This window comes from Xylanibacter brevis ATCC 19188, assembly GCF_000621725.1.
GTDB classification, from domain to species: Bacteria; Bacteroidota; Bacteroidia; order Bacteroidales; family Bacteroidaceae; genus Prevotella; species Prevotella brevis.
Genome location: NZ_JHXM01000010.1, coordinates 132,222 through 148,881, shown reverse-complemented (window position 1 = coordinate 148,881; position 16,660 = coordinate 132,222). Strand labels below are relative to the sequence as shown.

At 48.9% G+C, this 16,660-nt stretch carries 18 protein-coding genes and 1 tRNA gene; 10 read left to right on the top strand and 9 right to left on the bottom strand.

The features are described from left to right. Positions 1 to 279 (top strand): IS3 family transposase (locus T433_RS0107105; RefSeq protein ID WP_027455332.1); only part of this gene is annotated, 279 nt, incomplete at its 5' end. A gap of 67 nt (positions 280 to 346) precedes the next feature. Here T433_RS0107105 and T433_RS0107100 read toward each other — a convergent pair. The 4 genes from T433_RS0107100 to T433_RS0107085 form a co-directional block, all read right to left on the bottom strand. Next, a complete protein-coding gene (locus T433_RS0107100; RefSeq protein WP_027449040.1) occupies positions 347 to 658 on the bottom strand; it encodes a hypothetical protein in 312 nt (103 codons plus the stop codon). Between the two features lie 13 nt (positions 659 to 671). Then, entirely contained in the window at positions 672 to 986 is a 315-nt protein-coding gene (trxA, locus tag T433_RS0107095; RefSeq protein ID WP_027449039.1) for a thioredoxin, read from the bottom strand. Between the two features lie 69 nt (positions 987 to 1,055). Next, a complete protein-coding gene (dnaE, locus tag T433_RS0107090; protein WP_027449038.1) occupies positions 1,056 to 4,841 on the bottom strand; it encodes a DNA polymerase III subunit alpha in 3,786 nt (1,261 codons plus the stop codon). Between the two features lie 8 nt (positions 4,842 to 4,849). Next, positions 4,850 to 5,155, bottom strand: a complete 306-nt coding sequence (locus T433_RS0107085) for a Dabb family protein (RefSeq protein ID WP_027455331.1) — start codon at positions 5,153 to 5,155, stop codon at positions 4,850 to 4,852. Positions 5,156 to 5,394: 239 nt separating this feature from the next. Between T433_RS0107085 and T433_RS0107080 the strand changes: the two genes are divergently transcribed. From T433_RS0107080 to T433_RS14915, 3 genes are read left to right on the top strand one after another with little or no spacing between them, the layout of a single operon-like run. Continuing rightward, on the top strand, positions 5,395 to 6,084 hold the full coding sequence (locus T433_RS0107080; RefSeq protein WP_027449036.1) for a phosphatidylserine decarboxylase family protein: 690 nt from the start codon (positions 5,395 to 5,397) through the stop codon (positions 6,082 to 6,084). 21 nt (positions 6,085 to 6,105) lie between these two features. Then, entirely contained in the window at positions 6,106 to 6,780 is a 675-nt protein-coding gene (locus T433_RS0107075; RefSeq protein ID WP_027449035.1) for a CDP-alcohol phosphatidyltransferase family protein, read from the top strand. Positions 6,781 to 6,791: 11 nt separating this feature from the next. After that, positions 6,792 to 7,172 carry a DUF4834 family protein gene (locus T433_RS14915; protein WP_044109398.1) on the top strand — a complete coding sequence of 127 codons (381 nt, stop codon included), beginning with the start codon at positions 6,792 to 6,794 and terminating at the stop codon, positions 7,170 to 7,172. Between the two features lie 7 nt (positions 7,173 to 7,179). Here the strand turns inward: T433_RS14915 and pyrH are convergent, their stop codons facing one another. Further along, the gene (gene pyrH / locus T433_RS0107065) at positions 7,180 to 7,890 is read right to left on the bottom strand and encodes a UMP kinase (protein ID WP_027449034.1); all 711 of its coding nucleotides are present in this window, start codon (positions 7,888 to 7,890) and stop codon (positions 7,180 to 7,182) included. Positions 7,891 to 7,943: 53 nt separating this feature from the next. Further along, positions 7,944 to 8,660 carry a biotin--[acetyl-CoA-carboxylase] ligase gene (locus T433_RS0107060; protein WP_027455330.1) on the bottom strand — a complete coding sequence of 239 codons (717 nt, stop codon included), beginning with the start codon at positions 8,658 to 8,660 and terminating at the stop codon, positions 7,944 to 7,946. A gap of 38 nt (positions 8,661 to 8,698) precedes the next feature. Here T433_RS0107060 and T433_RS0107055 point away from each other — a divergent pair, with 38 nt between their 5' ends. Continuing rightward, on the top strand, positions 8,699 to 9,142 hold the full coding sequence (locus T433_RS0107055; RefSeq protein ID WP_027449031.1) for a nucleoside deaminase: 444 nt from the start codon (positions 8,699 to 8,701) through the stop codon (positions 9,140 to 9,142). Positions 9,143 to 9,196: 54 nt separating this feature from the next. Here T433_RS0107055 and T433_RS0107050 read toward each other — a convergent pair whose 3' ends face one another. Further along, entirely contained in the window at positions 9,197 to 10,048 is an 852-nt protein-coding gene (locus T433_RS0107050; RefSeq protein WP_027449030.1) for a Cbp1 family collagen-binding glycoprotein adhesin, read from the bottom strand. Between the two features lie 48 nt (positions 10,049 to 10,096). Then, a complete protein-coding gene (gene rsmI, locus T433_RS0107045; RefSeq protein WP_027455329.1) occupies positions 10,097 to 10,768 on the bottom strand; it encodes a 16S rRNA (cytidine(1402)-2'-O)-methyltransferase in 672 nt (223 codons plus the stop codon). 137 nt (positions 10,769 to 10,905) lie between these two features. On the opposite strand from rsmI, the gene T433_RS0107040 reads away from it, so the two are divergent. Next, a complete protein-coding gene (locus tag T433_RS0107040; RefSeq protein WP_044109396.1) occupies positions 10,906 to 11,514 on the top strand; it encodes a thymidine kinase in 609 nt (202 codons plus the stop codon). Between the two features lie 63 nt (positions 11,515 to 11,577). Further along, positions 11,578 to 11,650: transfer RNA gene (locus T433_RS0107035), tRNA-Lys, on the top strand. A gap of 208 nt (positions 11,651 to 11,858) precedes the next feature. Here T433_RS0107035 and T433_RS0107030 read toward each other — a convergent pair. Beyond that, entirely contained in the window at positions 11,859 to 13,346 is a 1,488-nt protein-coding gene (locus T433_RS0107030; protein ID WP_027455328.1) for an ATP-binding protein, read from the bottom strand. A gap of 745 nt (positions 13,347 to 14,091) precedes the next feature. On the opposite strand from T433_RS0107030, the gene T433_RS0107020 reads away from it, so the two are divergent. From T433_RS0107020 to T433_RS0107005, 3 genes are all read left to right on the top strand, one after another. After that, complete coding sequence (locus tag T433_RS0107020) at positions 14,092 to 14,388, top strand: hypothetical protein (protein WP_027455327.1); 297 nt, start codon at positions 14,092 to 14,094, stop codon at positions 14,386 to 14,388. Between the two features lie 185 nt (positions 14,389 to 14,573). Further along, a complete protein-coding gene (locus T433_RS16475) occupies positions 14,574 to 15,326 on the top strand; it encodes a hypothetical protein (RefSeq protein WP_155808420.1) in 753 nt (250 codons plus the stop codon). Positions 15,327 to 15,458: 132 nt separating this feature from the next. Continuing rightward, positions 15,459 to 16,505 (top strand): hypothetical protein, encoded by a 1,047-nt coding sequence (locus tag T433_RS0107005; protein ID WP_155808419.1) that lies wholly within the window; start codon positions 15,459 to 15,461, stop codon positions 16,503 to 16,505. Positions 16,506 to 16,660: the final 155 nt, after the last annotated feature.

Genomic DNA, 16,660 nt, shown 5'->3' with positions numbered 1-16,660 from the left:
TACCAACACCTGATGTATCAAGAACTGCTCAAAAAACATGGTATCGTGCAAAGCATGTCCAGAAAAGGAAATTGCTTGGATAATGCAATGATGGAGAACTTCTTCGGTCTGATGAAGAATGAACTGCTATACATTAATCAGTTTGACTCCGTAGAGGATTTTGAGCAGCAACTGAAGAAATATATTCTCTGGTATAACAATAAAAGAATAAAATTGAGGTTAAAAGGAATGAGCCCGGTACAATACCGAGCTCACTACTATAGAGAGATTAATAATTAACGATTAATTTAACGTCCAACTTTTCGGGGGCACTTCAGCATACTCAGTGTACTTTTTATGTTTGTTATCAGCAGTTTTGCTCCTGAAAGTCGAGGTCGGCCTGAACGATGAAGAAGACTTCCTGGGGATCGAACGCCCCCTGTTTCTCCTTCTTAGCCTGCTGACAGACATAGTCAGCAACCTTCTCTAGGTCGATTTCCACTTCCTCGTCGGCACTTTCGAGGATGCCAGAAGAGAAATAGTAGTCAACAATGGTGTCCATCATCCAGAGGATCTGGGCATCGGAATACTTCTCTTTGACATCGGCGGGCACCTGTTTGCGGATAAACGCCAGCTCGCGGCGGTTCTCCTCCTCGTCCATGAGGAGTTCTTCGTCCATCGTTGCCATGGGCTTAGAGCAAAGACTGGAACTTCTCGTCGAATACCTGCTTTGACATGGCGCCAACAACCTTATCTACCTGCTGGCCACCCTTGAAGAAGAGTACGGTAGGGATGTTGCGGATGCCGAACTCCATGGCGAGCTCTTCGTTCTCCTCTACATCACACTTACCTACAACAATCTTACCATCATATTTCTCTGCAAGTTCAGACAGGATAGGACCTACCAGACGGCAAGGACCACACCATGTTGCCCAGAAATCGAGCACGAGTGGCAGGTTGCCATTCTTCAACTCCTTAAAATTCTCGCTTGTGATTTGTACTTCCATAACTTTTCACTTTAATTTGTTAATACTAGGATATTTCATAAATAGTCTGTGCAAATATCATGCCAATGACTAATTGATGGTGTAGTCCAGCGCCTCGGTGCGCTCGATATAGTCTATGAGCGTGTGGCGCACATCGATGGCTTTGTTCTGCGAGCGCAGCAGCATGTGGCGCTTGCCTGTGGTGTCGCGCAGCAGGAACAACAGTTTGGTACTGCCAGGATGTTCGTCGATCAGGTCGTTGAGCTCGGTCACGATCTGATCGTTGAGCAGTTCTACGTTGAGCTGGATGGTGATGGTCTCAATAGCCTTCTCCTTGATGGTCTGCAGATACTCCACATTGCCCACCTTCAGTTCTTTCTGATTCTCATTGTAGAAGCGCGCCTTCATCTTACCTGTGATATAGACGGCTGCACCCTCTGTGAACCAGCCATTGAAGCGGCCCCAGTCCTCGCCAAAGAAAGCCAGCTCGCCAGATCCATTGAAGTCTTCGAGCGTGACGAAACCGCAGGGCTTGCCCGTCTTGGTGAAGCTGGAGCGCACATTGGTGACAATGCCTCCCAGCACAATATCCTCGCGGTCGTTCATCTGCGACTGGTCTTTCAGTTCCTCGCAACGGGTGTTGCAGAGGTTATCGAGAATGATCTTATATTCGTCGAGCGGATGGGCCGAGAGATAGATGCCCACCAGGTCGCGCTCTTTATTCAAGCGCTCGATGTCGCTCCAGCGAGCATCGGTTTTGGGGACGGGCGGTGTAGCTATCTCGATATCATCGAAGCCACCGAAGAGCGAGTTCTGCGCTTCGTTTTTAGCCTGCTGATACATCTGGCCATAGCGCACCAGCGAGTCGAGGAACAGCTCGCCCTTGTTGTTCTCTGCAAAATAGATCTCACGACGGATGCCAAAGCTGTCGAAACCGCCACTCAGTGCCAACGACTCGAAAGCCTTACGGTTGACACTGGAGAAGTTGATGCGCTGAGCAAAATCGAAGATGTCCTTATAGGGGCCGTTGGACTCACGCTCGGAGATGATGGCCAGGGCAGCATTGTCGCCCAGACCCTTGATGGCTGCCAGACCGAAACGGATCTCACCCTTATGGTTGACACCGAACTTCTGATAGGACTCGTTCACATCGGGACCCAGCGTGGCAATGCCCATCTGCTTGCACTCATCCATCAGTTTGGTGATCTCAGTGATCTGATCGCGACGGCGACTCATGATGGCTGCCATGAACTCGGCAGGATAGTTGGCCTTGAGGTAGGCAGTCTGATAGGCCACCCACGAATAGCAGGCAGCATGCGACTTGTTGAATGCATAGGATGCAAACTTCTCCCAGTCGGCCCAAATCTTGTCGAGCACCTTCGGATCGTGACCATTCTTCTTACCGCCCTCGATGAACTTAGGCTTCATGGCATCTACGATATCCTTTTTCTTCTTACCCATGGCCTTACGCAGCGCGTCACTCTCACCACGGGTGAAGTCGGCCAGCTGACGGGAGAGCAACATCACCTGCTCCTGATAGACGGTGATGCCATAGGTATCCTTCAGGTATTTCTCCATGCAGGGGATGTCGTATTTGATCTCCTCACGACCGTTCTTACGGGCAATGAACGAAGGGATATAGTCCATAGGTCCCGGACGGTAGAGGGCGTTCATGGCAATGAGGTCCTCGAACACAGTGGGATGGAGCTCGCGCAGATACTTCTGCATACCTGCCGACTCAAACTGGAAGGTACCGATGGTGCGACCTTGCTGATAGAGCTCGTAGGTCTTGGGGTCGTCAATGGGGATGTGGTCCAGGTCGATATCGATGCCGCGTGTCTGCTTGATGATGGCGCAGGCCTCCTTCTGCTCGGACAGCGTTTTCAGGCCCAGAAAGTCCATCTTGATGAGTCCGGTGGACTCGATGACGTGGCCGTCGTACTGCGTACAGTTGGTCTTGGTATCCTTGAAGTCGGGGTCGTCGGCCGTAGAGACTGGCACCCAGTCGCTGATAGGGTCGCGGCAGATGATGAAGCCACAGGCATGAATACCCGTACCGCGCACAGTGCCCTCCAGCATCTTGGCATACTTAATGGTGTTGGCCAGAACAGGGTCGCTAGAGGCTTCGGCATCGCGCAACTCTGGCACGCACTTGATGGCGTTGCTCAGGTTCATCTTCAACCCATCGGGCAGACGGTCGGGGATGGCCTTACACAGCGCATTCGACACGCTGAGTGGCAACTTCTCAACACGTGCCACGTCCTTGATAGAGTTCTTGGTGGCCATCGAGGCATAGGTGATGATGTGCGCACAGTTCTCGTGTCCGTACTTGTCCATCACCCATTTCAGCACCTTACCGCGACCGTCATCGTCGAAGTCGGTATCGATATCAGGCAACGAGATACGGTCGGGATTCAGGAAACGCTCGAACAGCAGGTCGTACTTTAGTGGGTCTATCTTGGTGATACCCAGACAATAGGCCACCACCGAACCGGCTGCCGAACCACGTCCGGGGCCCACCCACACGTCGAGTTCGTCGCGTGCCGAGTTGATAAAGTCTTGCACAATGAGGAAGTAGCCCGGGAAACCCATGGTCTTCATGATGTGCAGCTCAAAACGGATGCGGTCGTCCACCTCCTTAGGCAGCGACGAGTGTAATATGGTATAATGTGATTGGGGATTGCCGGTGTCCACCTCTACCTTGTCGAGCACCAGCTCGTCGTTGGGCAGATAGCGTTCCTTACCGCCTTTATAGGCAAGCTCGGCCAGATAGTCGGCCTCAAACTTGATGCGATAGAGTTTGTCGTAGCCTCCCAGTTTTTTGATTTTCTTCTCACCATCCTCACGCGACATGGGGTTCAGTCCGTTTTCATCGCGGGTGAACTCCTCGTAGAGCATCTCCTCGGTGATGCGCTCTCGCCACGCTTCCTCAGTACCAAAGCTCTCGGGAATGGGATAGAATGGCATGATAGGGTCGTGGTCGATGGAATAGATCTCGCACTTATTCAGAATCTCGAGTGTGTTGCTCAAAGCCTCGGGCACATCGCTGAAGATTTCATTCATCTCGGCCTGGGTCTTGAACCACTCCTGCTTGGAGTAGAGCATACGCGAGGGATCGTCTAGATCCTTACCCGTGGAAAGACAGAGCAGGTGGTCGTGGGCCTCTGCATTCTCCTGGTCCACGAAGTGAACATCATTAGAACAAATCAGCTTGATGCCATACTCACGGGCCAGCTCAATGAGCACCTTGTTGGCCTGCTGCTGCAATGGGAAGGTCTCGCGATTAGCACGCTGCGAGGGGTCTTTCACTTCGTGGCGCTGAAGTTCCAGGTAATAGTCGTCGCCAAAGATATTATGATACCATTCGAGCGCCTCACGTGCGCCAGCCATATCGCCGGCCAGAATCTTATGAGGCACCTCGCCGGCAATACATGCCGAACAAACAATAAGTCCCTCGTGGTATCGCTCCAGCTCGGCACGGTCTGTACGCGGACGCATATAGTAGCCATCCACCCACGAGTTTGACACCAGCTTGATCAGGTTCTTATAGCCCTGATAGTTCTTGGCCAACACGATGAGGTGATAACCGCTCTGGTCCTCACGACCGTTCTTCTGCTCCTTAGGACCATGCTTCGCCACATACATCTCACAACCGAAGATGGGGATGAAGGGATCAAGGCCCTCCTTCTTGCGGCCCTTGTTCACACCCATCACAATGTCGTGGAACTCCTTGATGCCGAACATGTCGCCGTGGTCGGTAATGGCCATGCCACGCATGCCATCCTTGATGGCTTTGTCCACCAAGTTCTTGATCTTTGACTGTCCGTCAAGTATGGAATAATATGTGTGTACGTGCAGGTGTATGAAGTCTTCCATGCGCCGATTTAAATTTCGAAGTCAAGACACGTACGACTAACAGTATAGGGACGAACCTTGCTGTTGGCCACAGCCACATGCTCAGGATGCTGGACATAGCCTTTCAGCGCCTCGGCCGACTCGAGTGTGGAGTCGAGCATCACGTCGGCATTCGACGAGTCGAGACGTCCGTCGATATGCACTTTCACTTCGAGAAGTCCGGGCACCTTGCCCATGAGTCCTTCGAGTCCGGCCTTGATACCTGCCTTTACTTCTTGCTTTTCACTTTCCGATAGTTCGGGATTTAATGTCCAAAGAATGATATGCTTTACCATAACTAAAAATATTATGAGGGCAAAGTTACGAAAACTTGAGCGCAATACAAAGAAAGTATTTTCTTTTTTTTCCGAAACCCATTTATTTTTTTCTTCCCAATGCTAAGTAAGTTCGAAGCGAGAGCGCCAAAGTGGCGAAAAAAGGTCTATTCAGTAGCAAAAAGACAAAGAAATCAATAAAAACTTTGATTTATTGACAGAAAAGCATTACCTTTGCAGGGTAAATTTAAAAACTAACCATGGGAGAAAGAATTAAGAAGCTCAAGAAGATCAGAATTCACCGTGAAGGAACGGACGAACTTCTATATAGTTTGTTTTTCGTCATTGCCGTAGCAGTGATCCTCTGGCGCTCTTTTGACACACCTATACCATTCGCCATATTCATCGCTATTTTCGGCACGGCCTGGCTGCTGATGCTGAACTTCTATCGCTGTCCTATTCGCTACTTCAATGGCGACACAGAGAAGACGGTGGTAGCACCTGCCGACGGTAAGGTGGTGGTGATTGAAGAAACAGATGAAGACGAGTATTTCCACGACAAGCGACTGATGATTAGCATTTTCATGAGTCCGCTGAATGTACATGCCAACTGGTTTCCTGTTGACGGCCGCGTGAAGTTCGTGAAGCACTTCGACGGCAACTATCATCGTGCATGGTTGCCCAAGGCTAGTCTGGAAAACGAGCATGCCGACACCATGATTGAGATGCCTAACGGCGAAAACATACTGGTGAGACAGGTGGCTGGCGCCATGGCCCGCCGCATTGTGACCTACGCAAAAGAGGAAGAGGATTGCTACATCGACGAGCACCTGGGCTTTATCAAGCTGGGCTCACGCGTGGATGTCTATCTGCCACTGGGCGCTCAGCCCTGCGTCAAAATGGGACAGCCCACCACGGGCGACCTGACCGTCATTGCGAAACTGCCCTAAGCTGTTCAAAGAAGCACTGCTATGAAGAAGCACATACCTAACATCATCACGTGCTGCAACCTGATTTCTGGTTGCATCGCCACCTATTGGGCCTTTCAGAGCGAACATCAGTTGGCACTGCTGTTCATCGTGATTGGTGCTGCCTTCGACTTCTGTGACGGCATGACGGCTCGCCTGCTCCACGTGTCCTCGCCCATCGGCAAGGAGCTGGACTCGCTGGCCGACGATATCACCTTTGGCTTTGCGCCCTCTGCCATCATCTTCGATTTCTTGTGTCAGCAGCATATCCACCACCCACTGGTGCCATTCCTGGCCTTTATCATGGCTGCCTTCTCGGCATTACGACTGGCTAAGTTCAACCTTGACGAGCGACAGGCCATGGGATTCATCGGACTGCCCACACCTGCCAACGCCCTGTTCTGGGGTGCACTGATAGTAGGTGGCGGCGACTGGCTGAGTTCTTCACCATTATATATATATGGTATGCTGGCACTAGTATTTGTGTTCAGCTATCTGCTCGTGTCAGAGGTTCCCATGTTTGCACTGAAATTCAAGACGTGGGGATGGAAAGGCAACGAGGTGAAGTATATCTTTGTGATCAGCAGCGCCGTGATGCTGGCCGCTCTTGGCATTGCAGGCATCGCTGTGGTCATTCTGTGGTATATCATCCTATCAGCCCTTTGCTATAAACGCTAAAAAGACTTCGCATGGATTTCTTCGTATTTTTGTTTCTCGCCCTTGTTGTTGCAGCCGCCTCGGTTTTCCTGGTGGTGATGTTCTATATTGGCAGAATCATACGCATGGTACGCAGATACATGCATGGAGAGATGAGCGACGAGGAGTTTCAGCGCAAGTCCAACAAATACTACTATCAGCAACAAGAGCGACAAGGTCCGCAGTTTGCCAAAGACTACTTCAAAGGCAGTAATGAGCGCAGTCAGAAGAACTATCAGGAGCAAGCTAAGCAGCACAAGACCTACACCACAAGGACCGAAGACGGACACACCATCTTTGATCAAAGAGAAAATACAAGCAAAAAAATATTCGCCCAGGATGAGGGCGAATATGTAGATTTCGTTGAGGAGTAAACAACGATTAGTTGTGCACCAAGGTGCCAATCTCCTCGCCTTCCATCACCTTTTTCAGATTGCCCACGATGTCCATATTGAACACATAGATAGGCAAATTATTGTCTTGACACATGCAGATGGCGGTGAGATCCATCACCTTCAGACCGCGTGCCAACACCTCCTTATAAGTGATATCATTAAACTTGGTTGCCGTGGGATCCTTCTCGGGGTCGGCCGTGTAGATTCCATCCACACGAGTACCCTTCAACATCACATCTGCCTCAATCTCGATGCCGCGCAACGATGAACCGGTGTCGGTGGTGAAGTAAGGAGAGCCTGTGCCTGCAGAGAAGATGCACACCTGTCCCTGCTCCATAGCCTCGATGGCCTTCCACTTGGTATAGAACTCACCGATAGGTTCCATGCGGATGGCCGTCATCACCTTGTTCTTCACGCCAATGGCACCCAGTGCCGACGAGAGGGCCAGCGAGTTGATGACTGTGGCACACATGCCCATCTGGTCGCCCTTCACGCGGTCGAAGCCTTTCTGACTGCCACTGAGGCCACGGAAGATGTTGCCACCACCAATGACAATGCCAATCTGCACACCCATCTCGGCTATTTCCTTAATCTGCTGAGCATAGTCGCTCAGACGCTCAGGGTCGATACCGAAGCCCTGCTTTCCCATCAGACTCTCGCCCGAGAGCTTCAGGAGGATTCTTTTAAATCTTGCCATAATCAATAATATTTTGTTTATACTTTGTTTCGTTGCTAAGAGGTCGTAACAACCTATATAATGAAGCTCACCTCCTTGAACGCATAGCGCCGCTTCTGTCCATTGTCGTCGCACAGACAAAGATGGCCATCCGCCTCAACATCTGTTATCTCGGCCATAAAAGGACCATTCGCATCGGCATAGGGATGAAAGCCCTTTCGACGATAGAGACGGGCACAATAGGCAGCCTTCAGGTCTTGGTCCAACAAGCGGTCGAAGGCTTGCAGAATATCCTCCAACAACTGCTGACGACTGGTCTCATGCCCATGAATCTGAAAGAGCGACACCGGATTGGGGGCTTTCGACAGAAACTGGCGCTGATTCACATTCAGACCAACGCCAATGATGCTGTCATGGATGCCAGTCCCCTGGAGCTGGTTTTCTATGAGGATGCCCGCCAACTTACCGTTGCGCCAATAGATATCGTTGGGCCACTTGATGCTGACATCGCCTATCTGCTGATCAAGGACCTGACAGATGGCCAACGAGATAGCCATTGAGATGTGAAACTGCTTGTTGGCCGGAAGGGCCTGGGGATGAATCAGAAGCGAGAACAGCAGGTTCTTGCCACGTTCCGACTCCCACGTGTTGGTGCCACAGCCACGCCCCGCCGTTTGGTAGTCGGTCCAAACAGCGACGCACTGCTGGTCATCAACCGCCGGTTGCAGGTGCTCGCACAACCACCGGTTGGTGCTGTCAGTCTCGTCAATATGAATGATTTTCCATTCCACGTTGCAAAAGTACGAAATAATTTTCGTACTTTTGCATCATGGAGCAACAAAATAAAGACGAACAGTATATGCGCAAAGCGCTGGCTGAAGCCCAGCTGGCACTGCGCGAAGGAGAGATACCCATTGGGGCTGTTGTGGTGTGCAAGGACAGAATTATTGCCCGCGCACACAACCTGACCGAGACGCTGACCGACGTGACAGCACATGCCGAGATGCAAGCTATCACGATGGCTGCCAACGAACTGGGAGGCAAATACCTCACTGAATGTACGCTCTACGTCACCGTTGAGCCTTGCGTGATGTGCGCCGGTGCCATCGGTTGGGCACAGATACCAAGGGTGGTCTTTGGTTGTGCCGACGAGAAGCGCGGCTATCAGAAATATGCCGCCCACGCCCTGCATCCGAAAGCGCAGGCCATAGGCGGCGTACTGGAAGAAGAATGTCGCGAGTTGATGCAGACGTTCTTCCGCGAAAAACGCTAACCTCATAAAAACAACATGCGACAACCCGATGGGCTGTCGCATGTTGTTTTTATATTACTTTACCTGAACAACCAGGTACTTACTGGTGCTCCAGAAGCGCTGGGGATCAGTGATGCGCAGCACATACTGCTTGTTGGCATCACGCAACAGGTTGTAAGTTCCGGCAGGATGATTGGTCAGCAACTTAGCATCGCGAGACATCAACTTGATCTCTTTATCCACACGGATGTCGATCTTTGTGAAGTAGTTCTTGTTGAAGTTGCCCTGCAGCACCTCACCCTTCTTCAGGATGTTCTGCTCTTTCAGCTCTTTCTTTGTGCCAAACACAAACCAAGCTGTGTTCAACTCCTTATCCTGCGTCGTGATGGTCTCCTGCTTGTGCTTGTTGTCCTCGGCCAGCGTGCTCACATTATCTGCCAGATTACTTACCTTTTCATCCAGCTCAGCAATGTGGATATCTTTCTCAGCCAGTTCCTTACGCAGTTCCTCGAGCTCGGCAGTCTTGGCCTGCAACTGCTCAGAGAGGCTCTCCACCGTCTTCTTCAGTTGTTCGCTGGCAATGCTGCCTTCACGCAGACGGATGCGCAACTTATTGATCAACTCACGGTTCTCAGCAAGTTTCGATTGGATAAACTGCACATTCTCACGAATCTTGGTCTCGTTGTTAGCGCCCTCACCTGTACGCTCCACGGTGACGCGACCTTCAGCCTCGTTGATGGCCTTAAAACCTTCCTGTATCACGTTCAGAGTTTCCAGCATATCGCTAATTTCGCTATCCTTCTGATAGTTCACTCTGTTCAACGAATCAATCGTATGATTCAGAGCCAAGTCATTGGCATCCTTAGCACCATTCTTACATGCGACAACAGCCAACATGCAAACGCACCATACCAAAATCTTTTTCATATACTTTATTATATTTATTATGTTCAAAAACTAAGATCTTAAGCAAGCTCAACTCTTTCCAGCCAGCACAATGACTATCTCGCCACGGGGCTCGGTAGCCGTAAAGTGTGCAATGACCTCCTCAAGACTGCCACGCACGCTCTCTTCGTGTATCTTCGAAATTTCTCGGCACACACTCACCTGGCGGTCGGCACCAAAAAACTCAGCAAACTGCTGCAGGGTCTTTAACAATCTGTAGGGCGACTCATAGAAAATCATGGTGCGCTCCTCGTCAACCAGCGATTGCAACTTCGTCTGGCGTCCTTTCTTCTGAGGCAAGAAGCCTTCGAAGGCAAAGCGGTCGCAGGGCAGTCCGCTGCTCACCAGCGCCGGCACAAAAGCCGTTGCTCCAGGCAGGCACTGCACCTCCACCCCAGCCCTCACAGCCTCACGGGCCAGAAAGAAACCAGGGTCGCTGATGCCGGGCGTTCCTGCATCGCTGATCAGTGCCACGTTTTGTCCGGCCAGCAATCGTTGAACCACCGAGGCACTGGTGCCATGTTCGTTGAATTTGTGATGGGAAAGCAACTGATTCTTAATGTCGAAATGCTTCAGCAGGATGCCCGATGTACGGGTATCCTCGGCCAATATCAAATCGACTTCCTTTAGGATGCGTATGGCGCGCAGCGTCATATCTTCCATATTGCCCACAGGCGTGGGTACTATATATAATGTTCCCATATCGGATGCAAAGGTAGTGATTTTTAGTTCATTGTTTGTAGTTCGCAATTCATAATTGGCGCAAATTAACAACATTTTACTAAAAAAAACTCTGACCAACGAACTACGAAGTATAAACTTTTTGCTATCTTTGCACCATGATTACATATCCTACAACAGGCGAGAACCATCGTCCCGGCAGAATCGAAGTGGTTTGCGGATCCATGTTTTCCGGAAAAACCGAAGAACTGATCCGACGCATGCGCCGCGCTCAGTTTGCCAAGCAGCGCGTGGAGATATTCAAACCAGCCATTGATGTGCGCTATTCCGAGGAAGACGTGGTGAGCCACGACCAAAAACATATCCAGTCAACACCCATTGAATCCTCGGCCAGCATTCTCTTGCTGACCAGCGACATCGACGTGGTGGGCATCGACGAGGCTCAGTTCTTCGACGATGGCATTGTCAACGTGTGCAACGAACTGGCCAACCGTGGCGTTCGTGTCATCGTGGCAGGACTTGACATGGACTTCCGTGGTGTTCCCTTTGGTCCTATGCCTGCCCTTTGCGCCATTGCCGACGATGTCACCAAGGTGCATGCCATCTGCGTCAAATGCGGTTCGCTGGCTTACGTCAGTCACCGAAAAGTGCAAAACGACAAGCGCGTGCTGCTGGGCGAAACACAAGAATACGAGCCCCTTTGCCGCACTTGTTATCAGCATGCCATAGCCGAAGAAAAAGCAAAAAACGAAAAAACATCGCAATAAATTTGGCGGGTTCAAAAAAAGTTCGTACCTTTGCACCCGCTTTTACTCAAAAGCACTGAGGTTGATCCGCTAGCTCAGTTGGTAGAGCACAACACTTTTAATGTTGGGGTCTTGGGTTCGAGCCCCAAGCGGATCACAAAAAGAAGAGGTCGCAAGACCTCTTCTTTTGTTTTCTCACGCTTGAGCCCCTCACCCAAGGGTTCTTTCAGTCGCTATGCTTGGTGAAAGCGAGCTAGCTCGAGCGCGAGCCACAAGCGGATCAGCACCACTTTTGCACCACTTAGCCCCTACAACAAGATTTTACAAACTGGCTTATATACCACGAAATGGCTCATTAACACTTATTAGAGTTGTTCCAATAACTCTCTGCCCTTCTTCGTTAGATAGTATGATTGCATTGGATGATTTGGAGCCTCAGGATAAAGCATCGCAATATAACCTGCTTCTATGTTTGGCACAATATATGTGCTCACAAATCCTTTTCTATCCTTTCTCTGCATCGATTCCATCAAGGCTCTCAGATTTGAGCCATTTGCTCCAATAGCGGATAATAAAGCTTTTAAACGCTTAGCTTTTGCTATCTCGCGTTTTGAGGTTGAGGGGGTTGAGGGGGTTGAGGGGGTATTAACTTGTGGGGTTGTACGGTTGTACGGTTGTATGGTTGCACGTTTGAACGTGACCCACACGAATGCCGCATTCTGATTGAACTCTGGTTCTGGAAGATTAGCTTGCTTACAAGCATCTACCATACGACCGACACCACTGCCCCAGTTCTCCAGGAATGTTGTTTTGAATAACACATCAGCAATAGTCGGGTTCTGAGGAAATGAATGATGGGATTGCTTAATGGTCTCAATAGTCAATTCATCCGGCAAATGACCAGTGTTCTCAATCTCCACACGATCATCATAGATGGCGATGCCTACGGAGCTACTGGTGTTATGGAATTGCCTATGACAAAGGGCATTCGTCAAGGCTTCACGCAACGCTTCGGCTGGAATCTCCAGTTTCTCTTCTCTTGTAAAGCCCACTATCTTGCCACTGAGGGAAAGATGTTTGAAAAAGAACGCCATACCAGCATCAAGCAAAGTGAAGAAGTTGCCATATGCTCTTTGGTTGTCGACAAATTCCATCTTGTCGTTGCCACGAAAGCGAGCCATGCGAAGCAGGAACTGAGGAAACTGACTTGTATCTCGGAGGAACAATGCTGCTGCTGCATTTTTCAGTTTCCCATTCGTGGTTAGTTTTAGTTTCTCAACAAGGCTTTCCGTAGTTTCCATGAGCGATGACTCAGGCATCCTACCCCGTTCTACGCCAAGACGAACACCACCACGAATACGCTGTTCCTCCATATCAGCAATGGTTATGCCTTCACAAATCTGGTCTTCCCATTTATGACGATTAGATTTGCTACGCATCAGACGGTCTTCGAAGATGTCACGAGGCATGACTACCGTTGTGCTCTCAATTCGCATATACGGTTTATTATCGTATGTATATGGTACATCCCAATAAGAAGGAGCATCCAGATGAATGGCTATGACCTGACAGTCTGGACGATTCGGTACATCAATGTATTCAACAGGAAGATCTATCAGTGGTTCCAGCTTCGCAACCTCTCTGGCAATCTCCTTTCGTGTATTGTCTGTCACCTCCTGCCCAAGTATCTTCAGTGTCGTTGGGGCAATACCAAAGAACAGCCAGCCACCTGCGGTATTAAGAAAGGCACAAGCTGAACGCATACCATCCTTTAACTCACCCGTTGTTTTCTTCATTTCCAACGTACGAGTCTCGTCACCTTGTATGATCACTTTTACATCCTCTATTGTCATAATACCTTCTATCTTTCTAATATGTTTGCAAAATTACAACTTTTGGGGCAAAAAGACAACGTTTTGTTCGAATTATATATGATTTAAATTTTTATTAGCCATAATTTGTACCTTTGCACCCGCTTTTATTTAAAAGCACTGAGGTTGATCCACTAGCTCAGTTGGTAGAGCACAACACTTTTAATGTTGGGGTCTTGAGTTCGAGCCCCAAGCGGTTCACAAAAAAAGTGGGCTTGAGAGGTCAAACATAAGCCCTCACAACCCCTTAAAAATTAAGATAATAAACTGTCTAACAGTTGATTAAGAGGTGTACATATGGTAACATAGATATTGATAAACTTCGTAGGTTGAGAGCTTTCTATAACAGGCGAAGGTTCTATTTTAAAGGAACTGCAGAAGAGCATTCAGGCTTTCCATGAATTAACCGTATCTTCTCCGCAGTTTGCAGGCATTAAAAGCCGTAGCTACGAGGACCGCAGACGTGCTGCAGATGCCGTTGTTAGCGATTGGTTAAGACAAATTAACTTAGATGGAACATACGATGACGGAAAATACAGTAACTTTGCCATCAAGTGAACTAAGTTGTATGCTTGTCTTAAGGACCAGAAGACTTTATCAACACGCTTGCGCGAATACTACGACCTTGTAAGCAGATCCACTAGGGAAGTCGGTCTTTTCGATGAACCAACAACTAACGACAAACTGACAAAAGAAGAAGCAATTAAACAAATATTTGGTATTGAGTATGGAAGACAAAGAACTGTACCTGTGGCTGGCGACATTCAAAGCAGCCAAGAGGGGGGAGAAAACGGCACAGACAACAATCCGTCTGGAGGACGAGAGACGGGCGAAGGAGGGCCTGCCATCACTGCAGGAGGAAATTCTAGCAATGCTGCCGAAGGCAGTAGAAGACGCAACACCTTCTACTTCCACACAACCATCTACACAAACGAGAGAGAGAGAGAATCTTATTTCTGAACACCCGCTGACCGTGGAGGATATTAATTCTTCAAACGCAAGCAACGCACAGAAAGTGATATGAACCCCGAAAGTTAGACAAAAAACTTTTGGGGTTCATATCAAAGGCGTAACAAAAACTGTAGGCGAATGGGCAGCAGAAAAAGGTATTAACATAAACGAGAATATGGAACAGGAGAAAGTAATGGTGACAATACGCCAACTGAGTTACCCGGAAGCACTTCTGTGGGCGGTAGTACCGAAGCAGGAGTGGAGCAAGGCGGCAACAATGAAGGAATTGCTGGAACTAGTGGAGAAAGCGGCATCGGGACAGTCGTATCAGGAGGCAATAGAGGAACAGGAGAAGTTAATGAAACTCCCAACGGAGGCACAAACCAGCCAAATGGAACAACTGCGAATGAAAATGGAGGAAGCAGGACGGAAGGGGGAGACCAGCCTTTGGGAGCAACTGCGCAGCCAGTGGGACAAACTTCGCAAGGAAATCAAACCTATACAGGAAGCACCAATGGCAAAGGAAAGTTTAAAGGAACAACTGGATCGACTTTTGGCAAGGCTGGAGGAACTCGACAGTCAGGGCAACCTGGAAATCTCTTCGGAGAAGACAACGGAAACGGAACAAATGACACCCCAGGAATTGAGCAGGGCGGAACAGTTGCTTCTGTTCCAGATGGAGGAATAGTTGTCACCAAAACAGACGGGAAGCCAAAGAAGCCGCTTGCAGACATCACTCAGGAGAAATCACCCTATAAACCTGCAAGCATCGGAGGAAAGTTTGCCATCGGTTCCGTTATTCCAAGTGGAATAGCAGACTCCATCGCAAACGCATTCAAACGCCTTAAGGAAAAGTTCTTTCCAAAGAAGGATTCTACACTCGACTTTGTAAGAGAAGAACTTGGTTATAAAACCAAGGAAGAAATGTTTTCCGCATTTGAAAGTGGAAAAACGAGCGGCCTTGCTTCAGAACAGGTCGATGCAGTTGCGTTGGCCTTTGGGCAAAACTGAAAGCCGGCATTTTGATGTTCTTTGGCATCAAGCAGAACCAAACAATGCCAGGTGCAAAGGAAGTAAATGTCTATGACCAAATCATTAAGCGTCTTGATTATTTGATTGAGAACTTCAACGAAGCTGCATGGAATGAGTACTACAAAGGTACGCGGTATGGCAGCTATGGGTACAAAAAAGATGGATGCCCAGAAGATTGACACCACCGACCCAATGGAAGCTATTGAACAGGCTGCAAATTCTTTCCGTGACAATCAAAAAGCGCGAAAGATTGAAGGTCTTGCCGCACACGTCTATAACATTCCTAAGAAGTTCGGCCTTAGCGGTATTGCCATAACACAGGTAATCAGCAGTCGTGATGATCTTGAACAACTGAGAGGAAAAGTTAGCGACTACGTATTTGGCTTGATTGAGGAAAGTTACAACTACCCAAATACTGCAGGTGTTCACTTCTCCAGTGTTGACATTGTTGTTATCTTTGGTGACAAGATTAAGAATGAAGCTGATGGTGAACATGTGTGGTGGCACGAGCAGACACATAGCTTCTGGAACTCTCTGCCCGCGGAGCTTCGGGATAGATACGGAAGCGTTTGCTTCAATATCTTACAGAAGTATTACCCAGACGTGCATGATGAAATAAAAAGAAACTATAGCCCGAACAAATGGAAGAGCGAAGCCTGTTCTTTCTTGGTTGAAAACATTGTTAAACAGTACGGAGCAGATGCTTTTATGACTAATAAGTTTGGTGGTAACCAAGATTTTATTAACTTTGCAAACAAATTAAGAGAATTTTTCAAAAATGAAAACAGACAGCAACAAGGACGCCTTTCTAACAATCAACGGAAAGGAATTGGAAGTATCTCACGAGGTACCAATGCACATCGGGGAGACGATCTACGACAAGAACGGAAAGGAGATAATGCATATTCTCAAACGGAATCCGAACTACAAAGAATAGAAGACCCTCTTGAAGCAATCGAGGCGTCTGCAAGGCGTTGGCGCGATAATAACGACGACATCGACGCCGCCAACGAGTATTCTGCCAAGCAAGTTTATCAGCAGCGCATTGATACTGCAGGGATCACAAAAAAGAAGAGGTCACAAGACCTCTTTTTTTGTTTTCTCACGCTTGAGCCCCTCACCCAAGAATCCAACAACGGCACTTTGATGGGGTTATAGCAGCACCTTTGTAACTCAATAGTGGCACTTTGGCTATCTTTCGACTTAAGTCGTGAGATCTGTTGACTCCAGTCGTGAGATCTTTCGACTTAAGTCGTGAGAACTGTTGACTCCAGTCGTGAGATCTTTCGACTTAAGTCGTGAGAACTGTTGAC

Coding starts and splice junctions, on each gene's coding strand:
- T433_RS0107100 (WP_027449040.1), bottom strand. CDS start 658: ATGGACGAAGAACTCCTCATGGACGAGGAGGAGAACCGCCGCGAGCTG.
- trxA (WP_027449039.1), bottom strand. CDS start 986: ATGGAAGTACAAATCACAAGCGAGAATTTTAAGGAGTTGAAGAATGGC.
- dnaE (WP_027449038.1), bottom strand. CDS start 4,841: ATGGAAGACTTCATACACCTGCACGTACACACATATTATTCCATACTT.
- T433_RS0107085 (WP_027455331.1), bottom strand. CDS start 5,155: ATGGTAAAGCATATCATTCTTTGGACATTAAATCCCGAACTATCGGAA.
- T433_RS0107080 (WP_027449036.1), top strand. CDS start 5,395: ATGGGAGAAAGAATTAAGAAGCTCAAGAAGATCAGAATTCACCGTGAA.
- T433_RS0107075 (WP_027449035.1), top strand. CDS start 6,106: ATGAAGAAGCACATACCTAACATCATCACGTGCTGCAACCTGATTTCT.
- T433_RS14915 (WP_044109398.1), top strand. CDS start 6,792: ATGGATTTCTTCGTATTTTTGTTTCTCGCCCTTGTTGTTGCAGCCGCC.
- pyrH (WP_027449034.1), bottom strand. CDS start 7,890: ATGGCAAGATTTAAAAGAATCCTCCTGAAGCTCTCGGGCGAGAGTCTG.
- T433_RS0107055 (WP_027449031.1), top strand. CDS start 8,699: ATGGAGCAACAAAATAAAGACGAACAGTATATGCGCAAAGCGCTGGCT.
- T433_RS0107050 (WP_027449030.1), bottom strand. CDS start 10,048: ATGAAAAAGATTTTGGTATGGTGCGTTTGCATGTTGGCTGTTGTCGCA.
- rsmI (WP_027455329.1), bottom strand. CDS start 10,768: ATGGGAACATTATATATAGTACCCACGCCTGTGGGCAATATGGAAGAT.
- T433_RS0107040 (WP_044109396.1), top strand. CDS start 10,906: ATGATTACATATCCTACAACAGGCGAGAACCATCGTCCCGGCAGAATC.
- T433_RS0107030 (WP_027455328.1), bottom strand. CDS start 13,346: ATGACAATAGAGGATGTAAAAGTGATCATACAAGGTGACGAGACTCGT.
- T433_RS0107020 (WP_027455327.1), top strand. CDS start 14,092: ATGGAAGACAAAGAACTGTACCTGTGGCTGGCGACATTCAAAGCAGCC.
- T433_RS0107005 (WP_155808419.1), top strand. CDS start 15,459: ATGAGTACTACAAAGGTACGCGGTATGGCAGCTATGGGTACAAAAAAG.